Origin of the sequence: Methanothermococcus thermolithotrophicus DSM 2095 (assembly GCF_000376965.1) — an archaeon.
GTDB classification, from domain to species: domain Archaea; phylum AGJL01; class Methanococci; order Methanococcales; family Methanococcaceae; genus Methanothermococcus; species Methanothermococcus thermolithotrophicus.
Map to the genome: position 1 here is coordinate 1 of NZ_AQXV01000028.1, position 20,476 is coordinate 20,476.

21 protein-coding genes and 1 pseudogene are annotated in these 20,476 nt (G+C 32.1%); 12 read left to right on the plus strand and 10 right to left on the minus strand.

Annotated elements, in window-relative coordinates; translation table 11 throughout:
- Positions 1–416: 416 nt before the first annotated feature.
- Positions 417–1,391 (minus strand): cobalt-precorrin 5A hydrolase, encoded by a 975-nt coding sequence (locus tag F555_RS0101410; protein ID WP_018153440.1) that lies wholly within the window; start codon positions 1,389–1,391, stop codon positions 417–419.
- A gap of 77 nt (positions 1,392–1,468) precedes the next feature.
- Between F555_RS0101410 and F555_RS0101415 the strand changes: the two genes are divergently transcribed.
- A complete protein-coding gene (locus F555_RS0101415) occupies positions 1,469–1,678 on the plus strand; it encodes a type II toxin-antitoxin system HicB family antitoxin (protein ID WP_018153441.1) in 210 nt (69 codons plus the stop codon).
- Positions 1,671–1,916, plus strand: coding sequence for a type II toxin-antitoxin system HicA family toxin (locus tag F555_RS0101420; protein ID WP_018153442.1), 246 nt, complete (start codon positions 1,671–1,673; stop codon positions 1,914–1,916). Before F555_RS0101415 ends, F555_RS0101420 begins: the two co-directional genes overlap by 8 nt.
- Positions 1,917–1,954: 38 nt before the next feature.
- On the opposite strand, the gene F555_RS0101425 is transcribed toward F555_RS0101420, so the two are convergent.
- The 5 genes from F555_RS0101425 to F555_RS0101445 all read right to left on the minus strand — a co-directional run bounded on the left by F555_RS0101425 (position 1,955) and on the right by F555_RS0101445 (position 7,394).
- Positions 1,955–3,034, minus strand: a complete 1,080-nt coding sequence (locus F555_RS0101425; RefSeq protein ID WP_018153443.1) for a tryptophan--tRNA ligase — start codon at positions 3,032–3,034, stop codon at positions 1,955–1,957.
- A gap of 166 nt (positions 3,035–3,200) precedes the next feature.
- Positions 3,201–4,103, minus strand: a complete 903-nt coding sequence (mmp11, locus tag F555_RS0101430; protein WP_018153444.1) for a methanogenesis marker protein 11 — start codon at positions 4,101–4,103, stop codon at positions 3,201–3,203.
- 100 nt (positions 4,104–4,203) lie between these two features.
- A complete protein-coding gene (locus F555_RS0101435; RefSeq protein WP_018153445.1) occupies positions 4,204–4,752 on the minus strand; it encodes a hypothetical protein in 549 nt (182 codons plus the stop codon).
- Between the two features lie 140 nt (positions 4,753–4,892).
- Positions 4,893–6,536 carry an archaeosine synthase subunit alpha gene (gene arcS / locus F555_RS0101440; protein ID WP_018153446.1) on the minus strand — a complete coding sequence of 548 codons (1,644 nt, stop codon included), beginning with the start codon at positions 6,534–6,536 and terminating at the stop codon, positions 4,893–4,895.
- 237 nt (positions 6,537–6,773) lie between these two features.
- Positions 6,774–7,394 (minus strand): stage II sporulation protein M, encoded by a 621-nt coding sequence (locus tag F555_RS0101445; protein WP_018153447.1) that lies wholly within the window; start codon positions 7,392–7,394, stop codon positions 6,774–6,776.
- A 252-nt stretch (positions 7,395–7,646) separates the two neighbouring features.
- Between F555_RS0101445 and F555_RS0101450 the strand changes: the two genes are divergently transcribed.
- From F555_RS0101450 to F555_RS0101460, 3 genes are all read left to right on the plus strand, one after another.
- Positions 7,647–8,156, plus strand: a complete 510-nt coding sequence (locus F555_RS0101450) for a phosphatidylglycerophosphatase A (protein ID WP_018153448.1) — start codon at positions 7,647–7,649, stop codon at positions 8,154–8,156.
- A gap of 52 nt (positions 8,157–8,208) precedes the next feature.
- On the plus strand, positions 8,209–8,772 hold the full coding sequence (locus F555_RS0101455) for a DUF483 domain-containing protein (protein ID WP_018153449.1): 564 nt from the start codon (positions 8,209–8,211) through the stop codon (positions 8,770–8,772).
- 369 nt (positions 8,773–9,141) lie between these two features.
- Positions 9,142–9,801 (plus strand): potassium channel family protein, encoded by a 660-nt coding sequence (locus F555_RS0101460; RefSeq protein WP_018153450.1) that lies wholly within the window; start codon positions 9,142–9,144, stop codon positions 9,799–9,801.
- Positions 9,802–9,818: 17 nt separating this feature from the next.
- On the opposite strand, the gene F555_RS0101465 is transcribed toward F555_RS0101460, so the two are convergent.
- Entirely contained in the window at positions 9,819–10,640 is an 822-nt protein-coding gene (locus F555_RS0101465) for an ATP-grasp domain-containing protein (protein WP_040682753.1), read from the minus strand.
- A gap of 27 nt (positions 10,641–10,667) precedes the next feature.
- The gene (locus F555_RS0101470; protein ID WP_018153452.1) at positions 10,668–11,447 is read right to left on the minus strand and encodes a 50S ribosomal protein L11 methyltransferase; all 780 of its coding nucleotides are present in this window, start codon (positions 11,445–11,447) and stop codon (positions 10,668–10,670) included.
- A 248-nt stretch (positions 11,448–11,695) separates the two neighbouring features.
- Between F555_RS0101470 and F555_RS0101475 the strand changes: the two genes are divergently transcribed.
- Positions 11,696–12,862: a methanogenesis marker 16 metalloprotein gene (locus F555_RS0101475; RefSeq protein WP_018153453.1), complete on the plus strand. Its 1,167-nt coding sequence runs from the start codon at positions 11,696–11,698 to the stop codon at positions 12,860–12,862.
- 36 nt (positions 12,863–12,898) lie between these two features.
- Here F555_RS0101475 and F555_RS0101480 read toward each other — a convergent pair whose 3' ends face one another.
- Positions 12,899–13,723, minus strand: coding sequence for a DUF4013 domain-containing protein (locus F555_RS0101480; protein ID WP_018153454.1), 825 nt, complete (start codon positions 13,721–13,723; stop codon positions 12,899–12,901).
- A 160-nt stretch (positions 13,724–13,883) separates the two neighbouring features.
- On the opposite strand from F555_RS0101480, the gene pyk reads away from it, so the two are divergent.
- The 5 genes from pyk to F555_RS0101505 all read left to right on the plus strand — a co-directional run bounded on the left by pyk (position 13,884) and on the right by F555_RS0101505 (position 19,246).
- On the plus strand, positions 13,884–15,233 hold the full coding sequence (pyk, locus tag F555_RS0101485; RefSeq protein ID WP_018153455.1) for a pyruvate kinase: 1,350 nt from the start codon (positions 13,884–13,886) through the stop codon (positions 15,231–15,233).
- Positions 15,234–15,272: 39 nt separating this feature from the next.
- Positions 15,273–16,472: a bifunctional phosphopantothenoylcysteine decarboxylase/phosphopantothenate--cysteine ligase CoaBC gene (coaBC, locus tag F555_RS0101490; protein WP_018153456.1), complete on the plus strand. Its 1,200-nt coding sequence runs from the start codon at positions 15,273–15,275 to the stop codon at positions 16,470–16,472.
- Positions 16,473–16,489: 17 nt separating this feature from the next.
- The gene (locus F555_RS0101495) at positions 16,490–17,035 is read left to right on the plus strand and encodes an endonuclease dU (protein WP_018153457.1); all 546 of its coding nucleotides are present in this window, start codon (positions 16,490–16,492) and stop codon (positions 17,033–17,035) included.
- A 307-nt stretch (positions 17,036–17,342) separates the two neighbouring features.
- Positions 17,343–18,248 (plus strand): formylmethanofuran--tetrahydromethanopterin N-formyltransferase, encoded by a 906-nt coding sequence (fhcD, locus tag F555_RS0101500; RefSeq protein WP_018153458.1) that lies wholly within the window; start codon positions 17,343–17,345, stop codon positions 18,246–18,248.
- Positions 18,249–18,571: 323 nt separating this feature from the next.
- Positions 18,572–19,246: a hypothetical protein gene (locus F555_RS0101505; protein ID WP_018153459.1), complete on the plus strand. Its 675-nt coding sequence runs from the start codon at positions 18,572–18,574 to the stop codon at positions 19,244–19,246.
- Between the two features lie 41 nt (positions 19,247–19,287).
- Here F555_RS0101505 and F555_RS0101510 read toward each other — a convergent pair whose 3' ends face one another.
- Entirely contained in the window at positions 19,288–20,052 is a 765-nt protein-coding gene (locus F555_RS0101510) for a proteasome assembly chaperone family protein (protein ID WP_018153460.1), read from the minus strand.
- 234 nt (positions 20,053–20,286) lie between these two features.
- Between F555_RS0101510 and F555_RS0101515 the strand changes: the two are divergent.
- Positions 20,287–20,476 (plus strand): annotated as a pseudogene (locus tag F555_RS0101515) (hypothetical protein); the annotation flags it as partial.

Sequence of the window (20,476 nt, forward strand, 5' to 3'; positions counted from 1 at the left end):
CCGTTTCCAGGTTTCCATCCTTGTTTTAATGGATGTGTCTTTCAGACATATACAGGTGCAATATCTTCTGAAAATATTATTATGTTTCCATCCTTGTTTTAATGGATGTGTCTTTCAGACATTATTAGATGAAGCAATTTATTTAGATAGGTATGAGTTTCCATCCTTGTTTTAATGGATGAGTCTTTCAGACATATGGAAGAAATAAAAGAAATAAAAGATATTGGTTTCCATCCTTGTTTTAATGGATGTGTCTTTCAGACCCTATGCTTTCTACCTTTTTTTATGGTTTTACTAGTTTATATGTCTTTCTATTTTTAACCTATTTTTCTTACTGGTTGATTATCAAATAGCATATAAAAGCAAGAAAGCAAAATTAGAAAAACTAATATATAATATTAAAAATATTAATAACATCATCCAACGGCAATAGAAACAGAAACCCCATCTTTTTTAAATTTCTTTAAAATCAATTCAATATCTCTTATATTTTTATCAGCTAATTTTTCAACACCCAATACAGAAACTGGCTCAGAAACTCCATAAACCCCTATGGTTTTAAAAACAAAATCGGATTTTATTAAATCGTTTCTAAATTTATAAACTTCATTTATTTTATCCCTATTAATTATAAATAACTCTTTTTTAAATTTTTTAACTGCATCCAAAATTCCCTTCTCATCCTTTTTAACATCAACGGTGGCAAAGGCATCTATTCGCCAAACTGGAATATCCCTTAAAAATAACGCCTTTTTAACTGCCCAATATACTTTATAGGTTTTAATATCTCTCCGAGCTCCGATACCAACAACAATCTTTTTTGGATTTAAAACTATATCGCCATCTACAACAACGAATTTTTTATTGTGGTACTCTACATTATATGTGTTTAATACATTTTTTATCGGTTTCCAGTCATTAGGAAGGATTAAATCAACTTTTTCATTTAAAACCTTTTTATTTATCTTTAAAATATCCTTTTTCTCTGGCACATCTAAAAAATAAATATTGGAAAGTTCATCAATGCCAATTTTATTATTTATGTCGGTTGCAGTGGTAAAAACAATGTTTCCTTTTAACTCCCTTCCGATTAAATTAGAAAAATAGTTTCCACCGCCTAAGTGATTTGATAAAATAGGCATTATATTTTTACCGAGCTCATCACAAACTATTACAAACGGGTCTTTTGTTTTATCGTTCTTTATTTTATCAATGTATTTTCTCAAAACAATACCTGTAGCCATTATAAATATAAATCCCTTTTCATTCCCGTTAATTGTTAAATTTTTTGAATGATAAACCTCGTTATCATAAAAACAATAATCTAAAATGTTTTTAATCTTATTTGCTAAAATCTCACCGTTTTTTGTGATATAAACTATTTTTATCATGAGCTCACCAGCATAACTAATAAATATGTATTAAAGAATAATATATTTAAAAGTAATTTATATTATGCGGTGAGAAAATGCTGGTTAAATTTGAAATATACAAAGATGGGGAATATTGGTGTGCAGAAGGTATTGGAGTCGATATATTCACACAGGGGAAAACATTGGATGAGTTAATGGACAATATAAAAGAAGCTGTTGAAGTGCATTTTGAAGAAGATATTCAGTCAGGAAAGCATATTACTATATTATCAATGTCTGAAATAGAGGTGGCCCCTATTGGTTAAACTTCCAAGAATTTCGGGCAATAAATTAATTAAAGTTCTAACAAATACTATGGGGTATGAGATAGTTAGACAAAAAGGAAGCCACATTAGATTAAGTAAAAACACGGAAAATGGCATTCATAATATTACAATTCCAAACCATGAAGAATTGGCGAAAGGGACGCTAAATAGCATATTATCAAGTGTATCTAAATGGAATAATATTTCAAAAGATAAATTGATTGAAATGATAAAATAAACCGAAAAAATAAATACAATATTAAATAACGTAATTATTTATTTTATAATTTCTTCAGCAATTTCCTTTGCAGCTTCTCTTTTTTCACTTAAATCGTTTAAAAACTCTACAATTTTTTCATAACAGGATTTTTTACACTGACCGCAGGTGAGCTCCCCATTTTTACATTTTTCATAGACTTCCACAAGTTCTCTATCATCCTTCATTAGGTGGTATGTGTAGAGCTCGTAAACTACACATTCTTCAGGAACTCCACCCAGCTTTTTCTGCTCTTCTAAGGTTTCTCTACCGCCTGTTTTGCATGACATGACCTTTTTCCTAAGGGATTTAGATGGTTTGTCACTTAAAAATATCGCGGTTTCAGGTTTTGACGAGCTCATTTTTCCGCCCAACAATCCAGTCATAAATCTATGGTATGTTGATGATGGTGGAATAAACTTATATTCTTTAAATCTACCTGCTAAATCCCTTGTTAATCTTATATGCGGGTCTTGGTCTATGCCAACAGGAACTAAAACCGGAGCTCTTTTATCCAATTGGGGATGTAAAATATCTGCAACCTGTATAATTGGGGCAAAAACATGTCCAATATTTGTTTCCCCGCCAAACCCATAAATTGCTCTCATTTCATTGAAATTGACCTTTTTTGATAAAATCATTGCCAAATCTTTAACTTTCTCATTTTTTGACTGCAAATATACATTTATCTTTTCTGGATCAAGCCCAAGGGCTATATAATTGGTTATGTATTCCTCTATAGCCAATTTTCTAGTAGTTTCAAAGTCCATGCCTCTTGCCCAGTAAGCCTCCAAATCTGCAATTGGAATGTATATATCAGCACCATATTTTTGATAATATAGGAGCTGATCAACTATCATTTTATGACCAAAATGCATCTTACCAGAGGGCATCATTCCGCTAACTACCGTGAAGTCTTTTCCTTTTTCCATCGCATCCAGTATTTTCTCAAAGTCCCTATGTCCAAATACAATACCTCTCCTCATAAGGTAGTGCGGATCTCCAATTCTATCAATTAAATCTTTAATTGGTTTTATGCCGAAATTTTCCATGGTTTTTTTATAGTCAATATCATCCGAAACTTCCCAAGGCGTTATCAAACTTTCACCTGTTTTAGCTAATATGTAAAATACACACCATATCATTAAAAATAAATATTAAAGCTAATGAAAAATATATAAATATATTAAAAAAAGTTTTACTTAAAATATGGATTTAAACCTTACTAAGGGTATATCCAATATATAATCATTATTGGATATTAAATTATATGAATTCTTCAGGAAGCTTTGCAGCATCCTCATGATGTTCTGCGAGCCCCAATGCTGCAACTGCCCCAATAATACCCCCATCTCCATTAACTTTTATTATATCAATGCTATTTCTCATTGCTACAGCCTTAGCTTCTTCTATTGAAACCATACCTCTTTTTGCTTTACAGGTGAATAATTTCATACTCTTTGAAGGGGTAATACCATAGTATATTGCCATTGCAGTTTCCTTTGAAAGACTCTTTTCTTTAAGCAAGTCCTTAACAAACTTTCCTATTTCATACTTATACTTTGGATAGATTGCCAGTGTTAAAGCTATTGAAACGCAGTTTTGAGTTTTATTTGGGTTTCCAGGGTATAGCTGAACTATGGTATGGTCCATATAGTACCCAATACCTTCTCTTTCAATTATCTTTCCTATTTCATTGGCTAAAACCCATGTAGCTCCTTCTTCCTTTGTATCGGTATCATCAATTCCAATTGTAACTTTTTCCATCTTTGGGGTTACAACCTCTGCCTTCCCTAATTTTGAACCGCCGCCTTTTTGGATTAAGTTTGTCGCAATAACATTTTTTGCATTTTTTCTTAATTCCGTTCCTACACCTGCACCTGCTAAACCTGCATATACTATGTGAACCTTGTCTTCCTCAACCTTAACTTCTTCAATACCTGCTGCAGATAGGGATGGAATCAAATTTAACTTACATTTACCTATCTTAAGAATAAAATGGTGTTTATTTCCATCCCTCCACGCAGAAATTATAAGTGGAGATGTCCTTGTATATTGGTACACTATCCAGTGGGATCCACTTGGACAGGGGTGCTCTTCTACCAATTCTATTAAACCCAGACCTTCATCAACCATTGCCACAATTTTTCTGTACGAAATGTCATCCATAATATCACCTTTTCCAAATGTAATAGGGCCATGTTAAATCTTACGATTAGCTCTAGGGGGCCTTCCTGGATTTTATATTTAAATTATATTGTGAAAAAAGTTATTGATCGTCTTTTTCCAAATAAGATATTACTTCATCATACAATATATCAAACATATCATCATTATTACAGTTGTTTATTTTTTTATCAAAATCGGTGTTACTTAAAGCGTAATTTAAAATTATTAATTCCAATTCTCGTTCAATACACCTAATCTCTTTTTCTAAAGTAATTATCCTATTGTAAATATCCCATTTCAAACTGTCGTCGATGGAGATATTGAGATTTTTCATTTTTTTAATACATCTCTTCAAATCATTATAATTTGAAATTTTTTTGTATTTATTTAAATTATTCAGGTGCTGTTCAACTTCATTTACTTTATCCATGTATGCTTGTATTTCCCTACTTAAGAACTGTATTTCTTTTACATTAACAGAATCCTTATCCAAATCTTTTAAAGTGGCCTCTAAAATACATATTTCATTATAGATTCCAATATATTTTTTAAGACATTCTTTTAATTTTGAATTTTCAATATACTGACTGTCCTTTAAAAGTATTAATTCTGCAAGTTTTTTTAGTTTTTTGTTTGTCATGTTATCCATATTTTCACTAAACTTAATATATACCGTTACATCCATTCAGTGAAGGGAATTCATGCATAATGATAAAGGAAAAGTGGAGCAGTACAATCGATTTTATTAATCGACACAATTAATAGGGAGAACTCCTTGAGTTCCCTTAATCATTTAATATGCCTGATATTTACAAGAGCTCCGTGCCTCGCCTTTTTCATCTCGGCACCACTCATTAAAGCTCTACCTACCCCAATTACTTTATCATCCTTTACAATAACAACTTCATCATTTACAGATATATTTTCATCGCAGTCTTTGAACCCCGGTGCAAATAATGAACCACCTTTTTTAACCTCAAAGTTCACTTCAACCCAATTTACTTTTCCAAGGAGCTCCCCTGCATCAGCGGTTAAAACAAACAATCCATTTTCTTCATTCAATGAACAAATTTGAATCTGTTTCCCATCTTTCTTAATGAAAAATTTCCTATGCCTTCCTTTTACAACTACGTCGTCAGGTATAAAGTTTTTTCCAAACTGGAATTTTGCAAGTTCCTGGTAGTTATGGATTCTCTGTTGATGTTTTGTACCTAAATCAGTATCCTTCAAATATTCATTTTTAATTTCTTTAAGGGTGTCTTTTAAATTTCTCAAGGATTCATCGGAGGTCGGATTATCTTCAGCAGTTTTTATATAATCCAAGTTTTCAAGGTCTAAAATTTCCATATAATGTTCTGGAAGGTGGGCAATTATTTTAACGTCTCCAAACTTATTTTTGGCTCTTTCAATATAGTTTCTAAGATATTTGTTTATAAATTCTATTTCTTCAGTACTCCACTCCCCAGTTACTGGTATATCGTAATCTACAACTCCTTCCAATGCCCTAGGCACTACCCCATAAGGGGATGTTAGTATGAGCTCCTCTACAGGAAAACCTGCAGAATTTATAGCATTGATAAACAGCTGGTGGGATTTTGAATAGGAATAAGGTTTTTTTGATGAACACGGTAATAATACAACAACGTTGGTAAATGGATCATAGTTTTTAGCCCTTTCAATATATTTCTTAACTTCTGGAATTCTGGTTTCATCAATTGTAACCATTATTTTTTTGCCTTTGGATAGTGGTATATTTCTAATGTCCGGAGTGTACCTTCTGTAGTTTGCCCTTAAATAAGGATCTGAAACTGTAGTCTCCTCTACTAGATTTCTTAAAGAACCTTCTTTTATACAGTATTTTACCTCTTCTAAAATATCCTCTAAAACGGATTCGTTGTATTCGCATAATTCTTTAAAACTTTTCTTAGTAGATATCATCCTATTCTTTGTAAATTTACATCCTAAGGATGCATAGTACTTTGCAGATGTACTATCGAAATAATCAACACCCAAATACACTAAAAGTGGAATTTCCCAGGGTAAAGCCCCAGGGAAGTAAATCCCTGAGTTAGGGGATATCTTCTCCCTGAGTTTTGGAATTATTTCAATCAATTCTCTTCTTTTAATAAGTCTTCTTCCATCTGCAACAACATAAAGGTCAGCATCTTCAACATTTGCCAGATCGAAATATTTACCAAAATTTATTATCTGATATTTCAAATCCCCTATTTTTCCTGTTTCCTGCCTATTTAGTTCCATCAATTCTTCCGCAACTTCTTTTGGACAGTCGAATGGCACCTTTAACATACCTAACGGCGGTATATCGATATTAAAATCGATAAACTTTGGAGTATATTTAGGGGAATCCGGAGTGTTTGGTACATTTTTTTCTTTACATATTCTTCCAATATCATAAAATACAGGTTCTAACATGACAACACCACAATAATAATTGTAACAATTGATAAGTTGATAGGTTAATGAGTAATATGGTTAATGGTTTAATAAATAAATAATTATAATAATATAAAATAATACTATAACAATCTCAAATATTAACATATGTATTACAAAATTTGTAATTCTTTATAGCTCTAACATAGGTAGTTGGGAATAAGCAAATCTAAAGGATTTGTGCAATTTACGAGCGAAGTGAGTAAATTAGCAAATCTAAAGGATTTGTGCAATTTGATATGTTATTGTACCTTCAATAATGGCTGCAATAACAAATAAAACTATTGAAACTCCGAGTATTCTTAACGAGTCATGGTAGTAGATTTTATATATTTCTGATCCAGTTTCAGAGCTCTTTGACCCCTTCAGAAGTTTTCCAAATTTTTTAATCAAAGCTATGAACAACAGAATACCCGAACTTCCAGAGAGTATTAATGCAGGAATTTCCACAATGCCGTGGGGAGTCACAAGAAGTATAAATTTCAAAGTTTCAGAGATATGGAGCACATAAGAGAGTAAAAAGGCATTCAACATTATATTTACAATGGAAAATATCATTAGAACGTAATTAAAGAGTGCCACAAGTATGTTATTCCCTAAGATTACAGATATTATTCTTAAACTACCTCCTTCTGAAATATTAAAACTATCTACTTTGCTTAAAAAGCTATCATATAGTAAAGACCCGTAGGAGTTAATCCATGCAACATCCAAGTACAACAGTATATAGGATACAATAAATGTTGAGAAAAATATGAACGTTACAAAGTATATTATATTTTTTTGCCTTTTAAGTGCGTACATCGTCTCTAAAACTTCATAGACTCCCTTACTCATAATTTGGTTCATCTCCGTATATTGTCAATAATAGTAGCATATTCATATATTTTATTACATGTTAAATATTATATACTAAACGTTTTCTAAACGTTTTACTACTGCTCTATTATTTGGATAAATTCAATTTAAACCTGATTTAATTATATATCATAATTATAATAAATTTATGATAATTTATGGTTTATATATTGAGAATAACTATGTAATACTTTATGCAATCAAGGACTTATATAATCAAGGTGTTTTTAAATGAAAAAGTCATCTTCTTCAAAAAATAAATGCGATTCATTAAATAAAAATATGTCGGGAGATAAAGTTTTAAAACTTTTAAAAACTTATAAGATTGATATTATTAATATGCTGGATAGTGGAATGGAGCTCTGTATCTGTGAAGAAAATGAGAAAGATGCTATTAGATCAAAATTAGAAAAAATAATTGTAGAAAACCTAAATAACCCAAATGTATCAACCTTAATAATAGCAGCCATAAAATTGGAAGAAGAAGGGAAGAATGGAAACCTCCCATTTGACTATGAAAGCGATCCAAACTACATATACGTGGATGAAGTTATAGGAATGGCCTTAGCAAATGAAATAGCAGGAACTAAAGGGATTTTTAATTTCAGGCATTATGATGCTAAAAAACCAGGTATCATAGGAGCTCTTGATAAAGAAGGTCTTGTATTTTTGGATGACGCCCTTGCAGGATTTATAGGCGGTTGCATGTCTAAGGTTTTTGAAAATAATAATTTTGATTGATACTGACTGATACTATATTATCGCACTTAAAATTTAAGAAGAGTGAAATACCATGAATGCCGGAGATCATATAAAACAAATTCTTGAAAAAATAATGGAAATAAGGGAAGAAAAAACAGAATCCAAAGCACTTGAAAACCATATAAAAAGAATGGATGATGAAAAATTTGACTACATAATAGCCAGACTAAATAAACAGATTGAAATAGTTGAGAAATATAATCCTAAGATTAGACCGGCAATAGATCCAATGGTTTCCTCTGAATTGGGGATCTACAGAAGATTGGATGATTATGAACTTGGAGAATTACTGGATTATCCAAAATGTTGTATAATATCTTTTTCAGAGAATGCAAGATTTGGAATAGATAGGGATCATTTAAAAGAAATAGATGAAATGAATATAGATGAAAACACCTATGCAATAATTTTACCATCTGGATTCATACCGTGCAGTCTTAAATGCAAAGAAGCTTGGAATAGAAAATTAATGGCATTTGTAACTTATGAGGATTATTTAAATATAACAAAATTGGAGGATGAATTGTTTAAAGAACTACCTCACTTCCATGGTGCCTACGACGAATACTACGAAAAAATAATTCTTAAAAAATGAAGAATATAATACGCACTTTATAATAATTATTTGGGACTATGAATGAAAATCCCTTACGGGATTTTCATAGCTCTTCCCGTTAGGGGTTTTGAAAACCACCACGATTGAACAAATCCTTCGGATTGGTTGAATAATCTACGATTATTCAACCTCCCCGCAACTATGTTGCGGTGGATGTAGCTCACCTTCGCTTCGCTCGGTGATAGTGGCGGGCTATAAAACCTACTGGATTCGAAAACCGACACGATAGTGGCGGGCTATAAAAACTCGAAGAGTTTTTGTTCAACCGTTAGGTTTTTATAACGCTCACTTCGTGAGCTCCGATTGTTTCGATCTCGACAATTAATAATGAAAACGTGGGGATATTCTATGTATATAATCATTGCTGGAATGGGAAGGGTAGGAAGTACCCTTGCAAAATCCTTATCTGGAAAGGGTCACGACTTGGTCCTCTTGGACACTGATAAAAAAGTCTGTGAGGATATCGCCAGTGAAATTGATGCTTTAGTAATAAACGGCGATTGTACACGGATCAAAACATTAGAAAGTGCAGGGATTGATGACGCAGACATGTTTATTGCAGTTACTGGAAAGCAGGAAATAAACCTAATGAGCTCCCTGATAGCAAAGAATTACAATGTACAAAAAACCATTGCAAGAGTTAATGAACCTGAATACAAAGGGGTGTTTGAGAGTCTTGGAATAGATGTTGTAGTAAGTCCAGAACTTGTAGCAGCTAACTACATTGAAAAACTAATTGACAGACCTGGAGTTGTAGATCTTGCCATAGTTGGTAGAGGAGATGCAGAAATTTTAGAGCTTATTATTCCCCCCAAGTCGCGTATAGCCAATAAAAAAATAATGGACCTTGAAAAGAATCAAGATTATTTAATAATAGCAATATATGATGGGGAAGAGTTAAAAATACCTGACGGAAAGACCGAATTAAAACCGCATGATAGAATCTTGGTTTTAGCAAAAACAGAGGCTTTGGATGAGGTTAGAAAAATATTTACAGAAAATATATAATACATGTATTTATTTTATTATATCTGTTTTAAACAGTAATTAACAATCTCTTTTGGAATATTAACAAAATTCATCATACCCCTAAATTGAGGGGTTATATTTGCCTCTAAGATGTAAATTTGATTACCATCTATTAATACATCAATACCTACTATATCTGCCCCTAATTTTTCAGCTGATTTTAAAACCATGTCTTCAATAGTATCATTTAATTTAAACTCCCTTATATCGCACCCTAAAGAATAGTTTGCCCTCCAGTCGTTTTTTGGAATCCTCTCCATTGCACCAACTATACTATCTCCAACAACAAAGGCCCTTATGTCGTGTTTGTATGGAACATACTCTTGAATAAAAATCTCTTTTTTATTAAATCTTAGGAGCTCGAAAATATTCTTTAGCTCTTCAAGATTGTTGACCTTTAAAACACCGTTTCCATATCCTCCATATACTGGCTTAACTACAACTGGAAACTCAAAACCATTTTTATTCAGTGTTTCTTTTATTTTCTCAAAGTCCTCTGTGTAGGTCAAAAAAGACTTTGGCATGTATTCTTTTAATTTCAAATAAGTTAAATACTTATTTTGGCAGGTTTCTATAGCTTCTGAAGAGTTTATTACAGATACCTCTTCGTTTTCAAAGTGTTTAAGTGCATAAATACCTTCAGTTAAATAGTCCCTTTCTACCCTTGAAACTATTAAATCATATTCGTATTTTTCGGTTCCACATATTAAATCCATAACATCTAAAAAATCGACATCTGTACCTCTGTTTTTAAATTCTTCATAGATCATTATATTCTCAGGGGTTTTTCTATGACAGAGTATTCCAATTTTTTCTATAATCTCACCATCCCAATAGATGTTGCATTAAATCAGGTTAACCTTTATACTCTCCAAATCCCCACCCATTCTATAGGATAGTTTAATCTCAACCATTCCTTTTTTTACAGGTTTATTTAATGGAATTACCAAAGGAGGATTTAGCATTGGCGTACTCCCTGAAACTATGTTGTCAATTAATTTAGTATATGTATTGAGTCTTATTCCTAAAAAATCACAGTCTTCAAACACTTCAAACTTTAAACAATAGGAAACCTTTTCGTTGTTTATTTTATAAAAATTAATTGTGTCATAGAGGACTTCCTGCGAAATCGATTTTGATTTAACCTCTTCATCATAGTATATATGACCCATTTTGGCTTCAACAAGCTGTACAGTATTGTATACTTCTTCTGGAATAATTTTACCTGAATCCTTAATTAACCCTTTTTTTATAATGGAGTTAATTACTGGAACTTGAGGTTCGGTTATAAGTGCAGTATCAAGTAGCTCGGCAACTACAACATCTGCTTTTTCCTTAAATACATAATCCCTTGCATCTCCTTCTATGACCTCTATATTATCAAATCCATTATTTTCAATGTTTTCCTTGGTATATTCTACAGTTATTGGATCTAGCTCTATGGCATAAACTTTTTTAGCCTTTTGAGCTGCAATCATGGCCAATATTCCACTTCCAGTCCCTAAGTCATAAACAACATCTCCTTCTTTAACGGTTCTTTCAATGGCTTCCTTAAAAATAGCTACTCTATCATCATCCAAAAGCATGCTATAGTGCCACTGTGGAACTTTAAGATTAAGTTTCATATTCTACCTCCATAAAAATTAATATAGCAAGAACACCATTAATTATGTGTAAAAATAGAAAACATTATTAATTACATATAAATATTTGTCCTGCCCTTATACCTATAAAACCTTCAGTTTTAAAACTTAACCATATTTTATTAGAATAGGTGAAGCCTTCGGTTTCGTAGCTCATATTATTATACTTGGAGATTGAATAAAAATCGAATTTTCATAGCTCTCCTCGCTTACTCGGAAAGGTGATTATCATGGATAAAGTCGTTGTTACAGTTGATGAACTAAAAAAAATGATTAGAAACAATGAAGAAGACAAAATCGACGAAATAGACATTGTAACTTCTGCAACATGCGGAATAATGTCTGGAACTATGGCGGTTTTCTACATCCCTATAGGTGAAAGATTTAGAAAAGCTGAAAAAATCTATATGAACGGTATTGAAGGTCATGTTGGACCATGCCCTAATGAATTCCTTGGAAGTGTGGATGCCGTTGTATTTGGAACTACCTACAATGGGAATTACGGCGGAGGATTTTTATTCAAGGATTTGATAGCCGGAAAAGAAGTTGATGTAAAAGTTGAAAGTGAAGGAAAGACATTTGAAAAAACATTAACATTGGATGAAATTCCTACTGCAAGAATGATAGGTACTAGGATGGCATTTAAAAACTACGTTGCAGTTACAAATCTTGGAGATCCAGTTAAAACCATATTCCACAGAAGGATGTTACAAAAAGGAGAGGTTTCATTTTCAGGTTGTGGTGAGCTCAACCCACTTCAAAACATGAAAGTTGATGAAAAAGAACTCTTAGGAAAGAGAATCCTATTAAATGGTTCAGAAGGTGTTATATTAGGTTTTGGTACAAGACATTCTGAGAAAAAGCCAAATATAATGATATCCGCAGACATGCACGAAATGGATCCTTACTACCTTGGTGGTTTTATAACATCAGGCGGTGTTGAGATTTTCAATACAATTGCAGTCCCAATTGAAGTTAATGAAGAGAATAAAGAATATTTAAAAACTCTTGACGAAGATATTGGCCTTCCATTAACAAATGTTATAGGTAGGGAGATAATTGATAATGGAAAGTATTCAGAAGCTTGGGAAGGTGCAGAGTTCAGACCTAGGGTAAATGTACACAGATGTAGAAATTGCGATAACTGTAATGCAGAAAAGATGTGCCCAACAAAAGCCATTAAAAGAATCGACCACTTAGGCGGTAGAAGACTTCCAAATGAAGATTGTGTTGGTTGTGGAGTATGTGTCGATTCCTGTCCTTATGGAATATATCAAATGAAAAGAAACAGTGTTTTGAGAATTCCAGTAACCTGCAGACAGTCCGATAGAGAAAGAGCATTAAAACTCGCTAAAGAACTAAAGAAAAGAATAGAAAAAGGAGAGTTTAAACCATAATCAATTATTACTACCTTTTTCTTTTATTTTATTTTCCTATTTATTTTGCGTTGCACTACAGTAATATTTTCCATAACATCTAAACGAGAATATTTTTAAAAATACGTTTAAAAACGGAATGGTTAGTAAAAATAGTGCAAAGCCCATTACCGCTAGAATTCCATTAATAATGTACAGTACAGCTACAATAAGCCCAATCATCATCATCCACAATAGAAACGCTCCCATTGAAATCACTGCAACTACAACCAATACTCCGACATATTCAAACGATATTTTTGATATAATCTCTTTAAACTGAAAAAATCCTAAAAATCTGTCTTTTGCCACAAAATTAATTATAGCAAGAGGTATAACCAGTATACTCAGTATTAATATAATCAATGACACCAGGTTGCTAAACAATATAAATGCAAGTGAGTCAATATTGTAAACAACCCCCACAAGTTCCAAAATAACATATGGAATACTAAAGAGCATAGATAGTAGCAAAGCACCTATTATATACAAAAGCCCCTTCACAAACAACTCTTTAAAATTATCCCATTCTGGAAGAATATCTTCATTATTCAAAGTTTTTTGAATAACTTTCATATAATACCCATTAACGAAAACCGAGAATATGACACCTAAAACAAGAGACACTAACCCAAATAGAACTCCAATTCCAGAAAATGCTGTCCCAAATGTCATAGGCATATGAAAACCTGGCATATAAGGCATTACTCCCATAATTATCAGGAAAAATCCAAAAATCATTCCTGCCATGGATAATAATTCAAGAACACCTCCTACAAAAATCTTCTTAAGATCAGAGTATGCATAATTCAAAGGCTCTTTAATATATTTTTCAGAGAACATTTTCCCACCCACGTTTACAACCTTACTCTTAATATATTGCAAACTATATATTCTTTTATCGATGTTGTTGGTTATGGCCACTAGATGCCCACATATAATAATCTTTTTTACAAAATATAAAAAACCTTTTAAGCACATATGAAAGAAACGGGGGGATTATGTGTTAAATGAATCCACAGAACATAGGAAAACCAAAATTTTAGTTACCATGGGCCCATCACTAGAAAATAAACTAGATGAAGTTATTGATACAATAGATGGTGTAAGGTTCAACATGTCTCATGCATCAATCAATCAGATCAAAAGAGTTCTAGAAGTACTGGAAAAACATAACATTGCAAAGCTTATGGACCTAAAGGGGAATAAGATAAGAGTAAAAAAAGCATTTAAATATGAATTAAAAGAAGGTGAAGAGGCAATCATTGGAAAAGATATAATTCTAACATACAACCCTGTTGAATTGAATAAAGGGAATTTAATATTAATAAACGATGGAAAAATAAAACTTGAAGTTAAAGATGTCGTGAATGAGTTAATCTTTGCCAGAGTTATAAGGGGAGGGATTGTAAAAGAAGGTATGGGCATAAATCTTCCAGATGCTTCTTTAAAAATGCCGATAATATCAGATGAAGATATTGAACACATTAAATTTGCTGTTGAAAACGATTTTGAATACATTGCACTCTCTTTTGTAAGAAACAAAGACGATATAATTAATTTAAGGAATATAATAAAAGACTATAATGGAGATAGCTCAATAATTGCAAAAATAGAAACCAGGGAAGGGTTGAATAACATTGAAGATATCGTTAAGTTTGCAGATGGTGTTATAATAGCTAGGGGAGATTTAGGGGTTGAAATACCCATCGAGTATATCCCTATTGAACAAAAAAATATAATGGCCATTTCAAACAAATACGGTAAATTAACCATCACTGCAACTCAGATGTTGGATTCAATGATAAATAACCCATACCCAACGAGAGCTGAAGTTACAGATATTGCAAATGCGATATTTGATGGAACAGACTGTCTTATGCTTTCAAATGAAACCACAATTGGTAAATATCCAGTAGAAGCCATTAGAACAATGGACACAGTCGCTAGAGTCTCGGAAAAGAACATAGAAAAGTTTGGAAAAGATGGCAATTTAGAAGAACCTTCTGTTTCCACAGGAATCGCCTATGCAACACACACGCTGTATAACAAACTTGATCCAAAAATCATAATAACCCCAACAAGGTCAGGGAAAACTGCAATACTAATATCCAAATTTAAGCCTACGGTTCCAATAATTGCCCCAACACCAAACTTAACAACGTTAAGAAAACTAAAACTGTTTTGGGGAGTTTCGCCATGTATAGTTGATGAAGTCAACCATATAGATAAAATGTTAGATATCTCCAGGGAAATAGCAAAAAAGGAGATAAAAGAAGGTACATTTATAATCACACTAGGTCACCCTATAGGAGAAAATAAAACAAATGTTATAAAAGTTGAAATAATATAATAAAAAAAATTTCGACACATCAAAAAAACGGTAGATATCATGCATCCAACAAAGAGAATAAAAAACTCAAAATCAAAGCTTTTAGACGGTAAAAAAATAGTAGTTGGAGTAACCTCATCCATAGCTGCAATAGAGGCTCCAAAACTAATGAGAGAGCTTATAAGACACGGAGCTGAAGTTTACTGTATAATGACTGAAGAAACTGAGAAAATAGTCGGAAAATATGCTTTAACATTTGGATGCGGAAATGAGGTTATGGACGAAATCACTGGAAACATCGAACATGTTTATCTATATGACACATGTGACGCCATGGTGATATATCCTGCAACAGCCAACATAATAAGCAAGATATCCTTGAATATTGCGGATAATATAGTTAATACCACGGCAATGATGTTCTTTGAAAAAAAGCCACTCTTTATTGTTCCTGCAATGCACCAAAATATGCTCGATACAATAGAAGAGAGACATATATCGAATTTAGCTCAAAAAAAGAACATATACATCATAGCACCTAAGATGGAAGAAGAAAAAGCAAAAGTATCTTCTATAGAGGATGTTACAAAGCATATTATCAAAGTACTTAATAAAAATAGGAGCTCGGAGAAAAAAGTTTTAATATTAACTGGAGGGACTGCTGAGTTTATCGATAAAGTCAGAGTCATAAGTAACCTGTCCTCAGGAAAAACCGGAGTTTCATTGGCTGAATCATTCTGTAAAGAAGGTCTTGAAGTTGAAGTCATAAACGGACTTGGAATGGAACCTTCCTACTATATAAACTCCCATAAAGTCACAACAACCGAGGAAATGCTGAATAAAGCCCTTGAACTAGGAAAAAATGCCGATGTAATAATTTCCTGTGCAGCCATTTCAGACTACAAACCAGAAAATACTTTTGAAGGGAAAATAAGTTCTGATGAAGAATTAGTTATTAAATTAAAGAAAAATCCAAAGGTTTTAGCAGAATTGAGAAAAAAATTCCCTGATAAAATAATAATAGGATTTAAAGCAGAATATGGACTAAAAAAAGAAGAACTTATTGAAAAAGCCAAAGAAAGATTGGAAGAATATAATTTGAACATGATTATAGCAAACGATCTATCAAAGTATTACTTTGGAGATGACTACAACGAAGTTATACTAATAACAAAATCCCAGATGGTAGAAATAAAGGGAAAAAAGAGAAAGATAGCCGAAGAAATTGTAAAATTTGTTAATGAAAACCTTTTGAAATAATAACTAAAAATGATAATATGAAGGATGAAATCGGAGTAATAGGCATAGATGACGCATCATTTAAAAAGGAAGATGATGAGGTAATTTTAATTGGAACCTATTTCAGAGGAAACAAGATCATCGATGGAATATACTTCAAAAAAATCCAGAGAGACGGTAATGACGTCACTGAAAAGATTATCCAGATTGTTAAGGGCAAGCACTACACGAAAATAAATGCAATATTCTTAGATGGGGTCACATTTGGAGGGTTCAATATTGCAGATATTTTTAAAATAAATGAGGAAACCAAAAAACCAGTTATAGTTGTGGTAGAAAAGAAACCAGATAGATCTAAGATGATCGGAGCTCTGGAAAAATACTTCAAAGACCTGCCCAATAAAATAAACCTATTAAAATCCTTTCCAGAACCTGAAAAAATTGAAGATGTTTACGTTCAATATATCGGAATTGAAAAAGATGAAGTTAGAAAGTTAATTCAAAAAACCCGTTTAAAAAGCAAAGTTCCAGAATGTCTAAGGATTTCTCACCTCATTGGCAGGGGATTTTTAAATATTTCTTGATTTATGGTTGTTCTATGAATACTTAGTACATACAGTAAAATATATATAATCCAATAACTTAAAACTAAAAAAATTAAGTGTTATTACCTTGCAGAACGCCAAATTATTTAATATTTAATCTAAAATAACCTAAAAATAAGAAATTAAAAATAAATTTTATTTATTATTTTAGGCAATACATACTACCAGAATTACCGAAAGACTAATTTTTTAAATCATAAAATGCCCCTCCAAAATTAAATAACAAATTATTAATAATAGTATTCACTATATTTTACTGGTTTATACAAAAAATTGGAGGTATACCATGGAATTAAATGGGGTATTTGTAGAAGACACCTTTGCAGAAGGATTTCCAATATGGGTTTTAAGAGTTTTAATTACGGCTGCTACAGAAAGATTGGCAAAAATTGCAGCTACAGAAGCTACAGGATTTGGATGTTCTGTTATTATGTGTCCTGCTGAAGCAGGTATTGAAAAATACGTCCCTCCAACAGAAACACCGGATGGAAGACCGGGATACATAATTGAAATATGCCACCCTAAAAAAGGCGAATTAGAACACCAATTATTAGAAAGACTCGGACAGTGTGTTTTAACAGCTCCTACAACTGCAGTATTTGATGCCATGGGCGATGATGCTGAAGAACAGTTGAAGGTAGGATTTAAATTAAAGTTCTTTGGAGACGGATTCGAGAAAAAAGACAAAGTTGGAGACAGAACTGTTTACAAAATCCCTATCATGGGAGGGGACTTCGTAGTAGAAAGTAAGTTAGGAATTAAAAAAGGAGTTGCTGGTGGGAACTTCTTTATAATGGCTGAAAACAATATGGCTGCATTAACAGCTGCTGAAGCTGCTGTAGATGCCATAAACACAGTTGCAAAAACAATTACACCATTCCCAGGTGGAATTGTAGCTTCAGGAAGTAAAGTTGGAGCAAACAACGAAAAATACAAATTCATGGCTGCTACAACAAACGAAAAAATGTGCCCAACATTAAAAGATTCTGTTGAAAATACAGAAGTACCTGAAGATGTAAACGGAGTTTACGAAATTGTTATCGATGGTGTAGATGAAGAAGCTGTTAAAGAAGCTATGAAAGTTGGTATATTGGCTGCCGTAAAAGTTCCAGGTGTAAAGAAAATTACTGCAGGAAACTACGGTGGGAAATTAGGAAAATACCAAATAAAACTTCACGAATTGTTTGAATAAATTTATTTTAAGTCCAATAAATTTTTATTTTTTTAGATTTTCACAAATCTATATTCCTACATATCATAAAACTAAGACTATTATTTTCAATATTAAAAAATTAGATACTAATAAATACATTTTTTCGATTTTTCGATATGATGTAAATGCTGCATAATTTACTGTAAAAAAATATATTTCACAAATATTATATATTTATTCAATTGTATATTATTAATATATAATATTAGGATACTACATTTACTTGGGAATGAACTTCCTATACTGGAGGATAGACAGGGAAAGATAAAATTTCACCCCCTAATTTTTAAGGAGGTTTTATTTTGAAACCGAAATATGCTTTAAAAAATAACACGCTTGCAGAATTTACACTGAATAAATCCTTTAACACATACCGTGGAAAAATCGTAAAATGCGATTTTAACGGATTAATCGAAGGAGTCATAATGCTAAACAAAAAGAATCATTACTATTTTTACCCCCTAACCGCACTTCATATGATAAAACCAACAAAATGCATACCTACAAATATACTTCCAAAAACATCCTTACCTACAAATCCAAAAAATATACACGCTAAAGAAGCTCTCTCCAGAATCGTTGGAAGAACCTTGAAAGTTTGTTATGATAACCCAAAAACTTCGTATTTAGGAAGGTTGTTGGGATTTACAAGAGGTATCTTCTCATGGACTCTTGTTTTAGAAATCTACGGAGAAGTCTTTATTTTGGTTAATCCAGATTATATATCCTACTACGGAACTAGGTGGAGAATACCTAAAAACAATCCTCCATATGATCCACCTGTATTGATGAATTTAACAAAAACTACGAACTACTTAAAAAAATGTCTCTTGGATGAAGTTACACTTGAAATAAACTACCCAAGGATAAATATTGACAATAAAGTATTTGTTTATCCATATGGCATAGTTTCCAATGATAACGTTTTAAAAAATCAAGTTGAAGGTTTGCTCAACGACCATGGATTGTATTTATAATATATTTCAATTAAAAACCAAAAAAGAATATTAAAAAAGAATTAACCAATATATCTTAAATCATCGTCGGTTGGCACTCTTTGCTGTTGCATTACAGCCTCTTCTTCGAATTTTCTAATTTTTTCAAGGACTTTTTCCATATCTTTTGCTCTTTCTTCCAATTCTTTCATATCTATTTCAAATCCTATTGCCTTTGAAAGCAGTTCTAAGATAGCTCTTGCTGATTTTGGATCAACTAAATACCCAGGAGTTTCCCCCATTAAACAAACTCCTTCAATACCTTTTAATTTTGAAAATGTTAACATCAAACCTGCAGCTCCCACAATACTCCCGCCGTCTTTTCTGAATTCTGCTCCAAGTTCTTTCATTTTTTCAGCTAATTCTTTGGAAGTTGAAGCCACATAAACATTCATAGTTTCTTTTATTTTTCCAATACCAAACCCTCCCAAAGTATAGGTCATTTTTGCTCCATACTTCATTCCAATATCTACGATTTTTTCTGAAAGATGGTACTGCCCGGCCGGTGAAAGAGCCTGAGTATTTCCTAAAACAACTATCATAGGAACTGGTTCTTTTATCATGTAGAATTCATTACTCATAACTTCTATCGTACCGTCGTCGTTAACTAAGACTTGTGGTGGAAAGTCATCACAGTATAGTTCCATGAATTTTTCCCCATTAAATTCCTGAACAATATGTTCAGCTGCTATTCTTCCAACATGCCCTATTCCGGGAAGTCCTTCAATTAATAAGGCATCTTCTAAAGGCTCCACGTCTTTTATTTTTTTCTCAATAATTTTAACCATGATATCCCCCTGATTTTAATAATTTTATACATTTGATTGACAATATATTTTTTCTCAAATTATCTTGAAAATAAAGATATGATATGGATAGCTATGACAAAATAATAATTTACCAATATCATTATTTCATTAAACAATAAAATATATATCTATATTATGATAATATATACCTTTTGAATAAACATGTATGATACTTTGTAAAATATAATATTTTATAATATTATAGGGGGTACAATGAAAAGATCGAATAATTTAAATATAAGTTTTGAAGATATGTACAATGTAAACAGGCCTACTCTTGGTAGGCAGGCCGATATTGTAATAACTAGAATACTTAAATATGCACTCATTGATTATTTAGGGTTCAATAGTGCATCTAAAATATATTTTGCCGGAAGGTACGTTGGAGAAAATTGTAATGTTA

What these genes read in the sequence shown, in the direction of transcription:
- F555_RS0101460 (WP_018153450.1), top strand. Translation starts at nt 9,142, where the DNA reads ATGTATATAATCATTGCTGGAATGGGAAGGGTAGGAAGTACCCTTGCA.
- F555_RS0101475 (WP_018153453.1), top strand. Translation starts at nt 11,696, where the DNA reads ATGGATAAAGTCGTTGTTACAGTTGATGAACTAAAAAAAATGATTAGA.
- mmp11 (WP_018153444.1), bottom strand. Translation starts at nt 4,103, where the DNA reads ATGGATGACATTTCGTACAGAAAAATTGTGGCAATGGTTGATGAAGGT.
- F555_RS0101495 (WP_018153457.1), top strand. Translation starts at nt 16,490, where the DNA reads ATGAAGGATGAAATCGGAGTAATAGGCATAGATGACGCATCATTTAAA.
- coaBC (WP_018153456.1), top strand. Translation starts at nt 15,273, where the DNA reads ATGCATCCAACAAAGAGAATAAAAAACTCAAAATCAAAGCTTTTAGAC.
- fhcD (WP_018153458.1), top strand. Translation starts at nt 17,343, where the DNA reads ATGGAATTAAATGGGGTATTTGTAGAAGACACCTTTGCAGAAGGATTT.
- F555_RS0101435 (WP_018153445.1), bottom strand. Translation starts at nt 4,752, where the DNA reads ATGGATAACATGACAAACAAAAAACTAAAAAAACTTGCAGAATTAATA.
- F555_RS0101510 (WP_018153460.1), bottom strand. Translation starts at nt 20,052, where the DNA reads ATGGTTAAAATTATTGAGAAAAAAATAAAAGACGTGGAGCCTTTAGAA.
- F555_RS0101455 (WP_018153449.1), top strand. Translation starts at nt 8,209, where the DNA reads ATGAATGCCGGAGATCATATAAAACAAATTCTTGAAAAAATAATGGAA.
- F555_RS0101415 (WP_018153441.1), top strand. Translation starts at nt 1,469, where the DNA reads ATGCTGGTTAAATTTGAAATATACAAAGATGGGGAATATTGGTGTGCA.
- F555_RS0101450 (WP_018153448.1), top strand. Translation starts at nt 7,647, where the DNA reads ATGAAAAAGTCATCTTCTTCAAAAAATAAATGCGATTCATTAAATAAA.
- F555_RS0101480 (WP_018153454.1), bottom strand. Translation starts at nt 13,723, where the DNA reads ATGTTCTCTGAAAAATATATTAAAGAGCCTTTGAATTATGCATACTCT.
- arcS (WP_018153446.1), bottom strand. Translation starts at nt 6,536, where the DNA reads ATGTTAGAACCTGTATTTTATGATATTGGAAGAATATGTAAAGAAAAA.
- F555_RS0101410 (WP_018153440.1), bottom strand. Translation starts at nt 1,391, where the DNA reads ATGATAAAAATAGTTTATATCACAAAAAACGGTGAGATTTTAGCAAAT.
- F555_RS0101470 (WP_018153452.1), bottom strand. Translation starts at nt 11,447, where the DNA reads ATGAAACTTAATCTTAAAGTTCCACAGTGGCACTATAGCATGCTTTTG.
- F555_RS0101445 (WP_018153447.1), bottom strand. Translation starts at nt 7,394, where the DNA reads ATGAGTAAGGGAGTCTATGAAGTTTTAGAGACGATGTACGCACTTAAA.